At 58.5% G+C, this 5088-nt stretch carries 7 protein-coding genes; 4 read left to right on the top strand and 3 right to left on the bottom strand.

What is annotated here, in order from left to right; all coding sequences use genetic code 11:
- A partial coding sequence (locus ACH2EH_RS09015; protein WP_395140929.1) for a hypothetical protein occupies window positions 1-220 on the top strand: 220 nt, incomplete at its 5' end.
- 14 nt (window positions 221-234) lie between these two features.
- Here the strand turns inward: ACH2EH_RS09015 and ACH2EH_RS09010 are convergent.
- The gene (locus ACH2EH_RS09010) at window positions 235-1509 is read right to left on the bottom strand and encodes a PQQ-binding-like beta-propeller repeat protein (protein WP_395140927.1); all 1275 of its coding nucleotides are present in this window, start codon (window positions 1507-1509) and stop codon (window positions 235-237) included.
- A gap of 804 nt (window positions 1510-2313) precedes the next feature.
- Between ACH2EH_RS09010 and ACH2EH_RS09005 the strand changes: the two genes are divergently transcribed.
- Both ACH2EH_RS09005 and ACH2EH_RS09000 read left to right on the top strand, forming a co-directional pair.
- Entirely contained in the window at window positions 2314-2595 is a 282-nt protein-coding gene (locus ACH2EH_RS09005) for a hypothetical protein (protein ID WP_395140925.1), read from the top strand.
- Window positions 2585-2800, top strand: a complete 216-nt coding sequence (locus ACH2EH_RS09000; protein ID WP_395140923.1) for a PEP-CTERM sorting domain-containing protein — start codon at window positions 2585-2587, stop codon at window positions 2798-2800. Before ACH2EH_RS09005 ends, ACH2EH_RS09000 begins: the two co-directional genes overlap by 11 nt.
- Before the next feature lie 108 nt (window positions 2801-2908).
- On the opposite strand, the gene ACH2EH_RS08995 is transcribed toward ACH2EH_RS09000, so the two are convergent.
- Together ACH2EH_RS08995 and ACH2EH_RS08990 are read right to left on the bottom strand one after the other, a co-directional pair.
- Window positions 2909-3331 carry a cupin domain-containing protein gene (locus ACH2EH_RS08995; protein WP_395140921.1) on the bottom strand — a complete coding sequence of 141 codons (423 nt, stop codon included), beginning with the start codon at window positions 3329-3331 and terminating at the stop codon, window positions 2909-2911.
- A gap of 10 nt (window positions 3332-3341) precedes the next feature.
- Entirely contained in the window at window positions 3342-4097 is a 756-nt protein-coding gene (locus tag ACH2EH_RS08990; protein WP_395140919.1) for an SDR family NAD(P)-dependent oxidoreductase, read from the bottom strand.
- Between the two features lie 68 nt (window positions 4098-4165).
- On the opposite strand from ACH2EH_RS08990, the gene ACH2EH_RS08985 reads away from it, so the two are divergent.
- A partial coding sequence (locus ACH2EH_RS08985; protein ID WP_395140917.1) for an AAA family ATPase occupies window positions 4166-5088 on the top strand: 923 nt, incomplete at its 3' end.

Genomic DNA, 5088 nt, shown 5'->3' with positions numbered 1-5088 from the left:
ACAGCTCCAGACCCGTGGCGTCTACGCGGGCTGGAAAGACGGCGACCCACTCCAGTTGCATATTCTCGTGCGCTACTTCAACGCCCACAAAGCCCTGGCATCGCTTGCCCTGAAGCAAGGGCAGAGCGAGCTGGCCCGCGAGCACTATACGGGGGCCAACCTGCTCTTCCGAGATCCCGAGATTGAAGCGAGCATAAAGCGTCTTAGCCCGCCGGGCTAACTCCGAGAACGGCTTTAGTTTTTTTTGATGTCGTAGCACCAGAGGCAGTTCAGATCGCGGATGTAGAGCTTGCCATTGGCGATAATGGGGTGGGCCCATGCCTTGCTCTGTCCACGATCCGGCTGAGCGGGCGGGCTGAACCGGCCCTTCTCTTTGTAGCCATCGGGGGTGGCCTCGACCAGTGCGACCTCGCCACTCTCGCCGTGAACAAAGAGCAGGCCATCGGCATAGCACACCGCGCCCGCGCCGATCCCGCGCTCTTCCCAGCGGACTTTTCCGGTGGCGAACTCGGTGCAGAGGAGCACCGGGCCAGACGTGCCGTAGAGGAACTCCCCGAGGCGTACCGCGCCGCCTAGGCCATTGGGGGCCTTGCGCTCGACATAGGCGGAGTTCACACTAAAGCTTCCCGCTGCTGCCGTGAGCTTGGCGACCCCGCCACCCGCCGCTGCGCCGCTGTAGATCATATTTGCGGACGCAACTGGCGTCAGGGAGTGCATGCCAAAACGGGTGTCCAGAGTCTTGTCGTAGCGCCAGAGAAGCTTGCCGGTTGCGGCTTCCACCCCGACCACGCCCTTGCTCAGGTACTGGACATACTGCCGCACGCCGCCGATCTCCACCGCAATCGCCGACGCGTAGCTGGCGGCTTTCTCACCAGGGATCGCGGATTTCCAGAGGGTCGCACCTGTCTTTTTATCCAGTGCCACCATCGCGGCGGCTTCGTTGCCGGGCGAGACAATCACCTTGTTGCCATCTATCAGTGGCGACTCCGAGTAGGCCCATACCCCTGCCGTCCCGCCAAAGTCCGTGCGCAGGCTCTTCTTCCAAACGATCTTTCCTGTCGCTGTTTCGACACACGCCAGATCGCCATCGGAACCTAGCGCATAGAGTAGTTTGCCGTCCACCGTTGCTGTGGTTCGAGACCCCGGGTAGCTGGGTTGCTGTTTGGGGTTACCCACGGAGCCAAGCCGAGTGGACCAGATCAGCTTGCCGTTGGCAGCGCTATAGGCCCGCACGAACTCATTTTCCAGCCCCTCGTTGCTTAGCACATAGAGCCGATTGCCTACAACCACAGGCGTCGAGTACCCCGAGCCAATATCTTTGACCTGCCAGGCCAGCTTCGGCCCACCCGCAGGCCACACCTTCAGTAGCCCCTTCTCCAGCGAGATGCCATCACGCTTCGGGCCACGCCACTGTGCCCAGTCATCGGCCTTTGCCATTGTCCCTACTGCTATCAGTGCCAGCACGCCACAAGCTGCCAGCGCGATTCTTTGAATGTTTCGGATCTTCATGATTGCTACTCCTAAAATAATATGACGTACTATACCCGACAAGCCCTCTGTCCCACAAAAGCCCCTAGACGATGAGGGACGGAGGTAGCACAGCAAACACCGCTTTAGGGTGGCTCCGATGAAAACCTTCGCGAAACGCTGACAGGTAGGCTCCAAGAGAGCCTGGTAGTAGCTAGTCCGGCCTAGCTCCGTGCAGATGCTTCCTCTTGACAAACTATTGACATACCGATACATGGCATGGTACCGTATGATCATGGACTGTTGTCAAGTACAGTTCGCCTTGAATTAGAAAGAGTCTTGGTTAAAAAGTTGTTTGCTCGTAAACACCTAGCCCGGTGTTTGTGAGAGTGCAAGTAGTTCAAAGCCATCGCTACTGCGTAACAGATAATAACCCCGGCTAGGGTTATCATCCACGCATAGCAATGGACTCTTGAGGATGTACTAAGTCTTTTCATCTAGTACCTCCTTTATAAGGTAGCCCGGCGATCCCCGCCGGGCTAGTTTTTTTGGGTTTCCCCCGACTAACCAACCGCTTCCTAAGTACGATCAGGCAGCTCATGCTCACTTCAAAGAAGCGTCATAGCGAAGTAGGCCAAATCCACTAAGTCAAATCATATCATCTATTCAGCATCTGTATCCCTACACGAAATGTAAGTAAATATGCGGATTTTTGTAGGTTTTTTGCACGTGGCTCATTCGATGATCTGCCTGCTCTCAAGTCAAGTAGCTTGGGGAATTCAGCAACATAGTTATGGGCGAAAATAGCCTCTTGTGTTATTTGACCAACTCTTGTACTATGCCAGCATGAAATCACCGAGATCTTCGTTTCTGTTCCGTTCTGCCGCCTTCAGTATCATCGCACTTATTGCGCTTCCCCAGATGGCACGAGCGCAGACAATCACATCGGTGTTTAGCTATACGGGAACCAACCAGGCATTCATTGTCCCCTCTGGAGTTACCAGTCTCACCGTCAAACTCTGGGGAGCGGGTGGTGGGTATCAAGGTGGCTCTGGCGCGTTTGTCACCGGCCTGCTTGCTGTGACTCCGAGCGACGCTCTCCCCCTTATCATTGGTGGTGGTAGTTAATGGTGGCGGTGGTGCCGGTGGTTCGTCGGACACAGACTACGCCTCTGGTATCGGAATAGGGGGGAATTTTTCTTCCGATCCTATTGGTAATGGCGGCAATGGTCGCATAGTCCTGATCTACTCTTCCTCCGCTCCCGAGCCTGGCACACTTGCCTTCCTCGCGCTGGGTATGGTCGGTGGCATCGTTGCCCGCCGCAAGAAGTAGGGAGCCGATCTGTAGCGGTTTCGAGAGGGCCAGGGACTAATCCCCGACCCTCTTTACTTTGCATTCCTCCGCGTCTGTATAGACTGGTTACGTTTCACCGTGAGGTCGTTACGGATTGGGCGGCGAGGTGGCAATGAGAACGACAAGCGTCTCCGTGCCGGTGTTTTCGATGCCGTGCAAGCACCACGGGGGCAGGTAGACAAAGTCGCCTTTTTTCACCTCGCGCTCATAGCGGGCGAAGGTCATCTTGCCCTTGCCTTCTAAAATCACATAGGTCTCCTCAGTCTCGTGGGAGCCGGGTGAGAGCACGACATGCGGGGGGACATAGAACATGACTAGGCCCAGATTCTTCGCCGGGGCGTTGGGGTTGACGGGATGCACCACGCGCACCCCGAGGCCGTGGCAGTTGGGATAGGCCACGGGAACGCCTTCCTGCACGGTGACGATCATGGGGTCGGGTGGGGTCTCGGGCTTGGGGATGGTCGGGGGGGCGTCGCTCAGGTAGCCCTTGAACTCGGTGATAGTTGCCATGAAAATTCTCCTAAAACTCGCGATGATAACCAGCCGTCCAGCCGCCATCGACAGTCAGGCAGTGGCCATTGATATAGCTGCTCTCGGGCGCCACTAAGAATAATGCCGCGTGGGCGATCTCCTCGGGCTTACCGGGGCGGCCCAGAGGGATGTGGTCGAGAAGCCGCTGAACCGAGTCTTTGAACAGGCCGTCTTCACCGTAGAAAAGCTGCTCCGTGCCCTGCGTCAGAATCGAGCCAGGCGCGATGGCGTTGACCAGAATATTCTCCGGGCCGAGCTCCAGCGCCATGGCTTTCGTGAGGTTGATGACCCCGGCTTTTGCGGCCGTAAACGCGCACTGGAGCCGCAGCGGCACCAGGCCGGCGACGGAGGCGATATTGACGATGCGCCTGCCGTCGCCTGGGGCCTTGCGTAGTAGCGGAATCGCGGCGCGGCTGACTTGGTAGACGCCCGTCAGATCCACGGCCAGAATCCGATCCCATTCCGCTTGCGGGAAGGCGTCTATATTTACCCGGTGCGCCAGCGTGTTGACTCCGGCGTTATTGACCAGAATATCAAGCCGCCCCTGCTCGCGCTCAATTTGAGCGAGTGCTTCGGCGATCTGTGTCGTGTTGGTGACATCCATCATCAAGGGGCTATCCGGCGCAATATCGGCGCGGTAGACAATCGCGCCATTTTCGGCAAGACAATCCGCGATTGCCTTGCCGATGCCCCGCGCGGCACCCGTCACCAGCGCGACTCTGTGCTGTAGATTGATGTTCATCATTGTCCTGGTGATTATACCGCTCGCTGGAGTTACACCAGCCGTTGCAAATTCGGCGTAAAATAGCGCGAATGCCGCTCTTGCTTAAATTTTTCGGAGGATGGGATGCCCGGCTTGGGGATACGCCTGTGGTCTGTGGGCGGCTGGCGGCGCGGCTGCTGGCACTCTTGGCGTTGCGTGCGCCCCGCGAGGTGGAGCGCGCCTGGCTGGCGGAAACACTGTGGCCGGATGCCGACGAGACCCGAGGACGATTCTACCTGCGCCGGACACTCCTGGAGCTACGCGCGGCGCTGGGCGAGGCGGCGGATAGCCTGCTCATTGCCGAGGGAAGCTGCTTGCGCTTACACTGCCACACCGATCTGCAAGACACCCAAGCGGCTCATCACAGCGGGCCATTTCTGGCGGGCTGGAGCGAGGAGTGGGTGCTCAATGAGCGGACGCATCGTGAGCAAGTACAGATACTGAATCTCGAACGCCATGATAATCTGCCGCTGCCGCTCACCCCATTGCGGGGCCGTGCGCGTGACTTGGAGCGTGTCGGGGGGCTGCTGCTCCAGAGTCGGCTCGTCACTCTCACGGGCGCGGGGGGCGTGGGCAAGACCCGGCTGGCTCAGGAAGTGGCCCGATTGAGTGCTGCGCACTTTCGCAATGGGGTTGTCTTTGCCGATTTTAGTGCGCTCACTCCTGGGGCACGGCTGACCGACACACTAGCGCAAGCACTGGGGCTACGCTTCGGGGCGGCGAGTGAGGGGCATGCTGCCGTGCTACGTGCTTTGAAAGAGCAACAGCTACTTGTTTTTGTTGATAACTGTGAACAGATTCTCTCGGAATCCGCGCTGCTGGTGCGGATGCTTCTCACACAAACGCCGCAGGTTCGGCTCCTGGTGACCAGCCGCGAGCCCCTGCATATTCCCGGGGAAGCAGTCTGGCGCGTGCCGTCACTGACCCTCACCGATGCGGAGGCGCTGTTTTGCGAGCGGGCACAGGAAGCCTG

This window comes from Armatimonas sp., assembly GCF_043760365.1.
In the GTDB taxonomy this organism is placed as follows: domain Bacteria; phylum Armatimonadota; class Armatimonadia; order Armatimonadales; family Armatimonadaceae; genus Armatimonas.
Note: the sequence above shows the minus strand (reverse complement) of the source record. Positions and strands in the feature narration are given on the sequence as shown.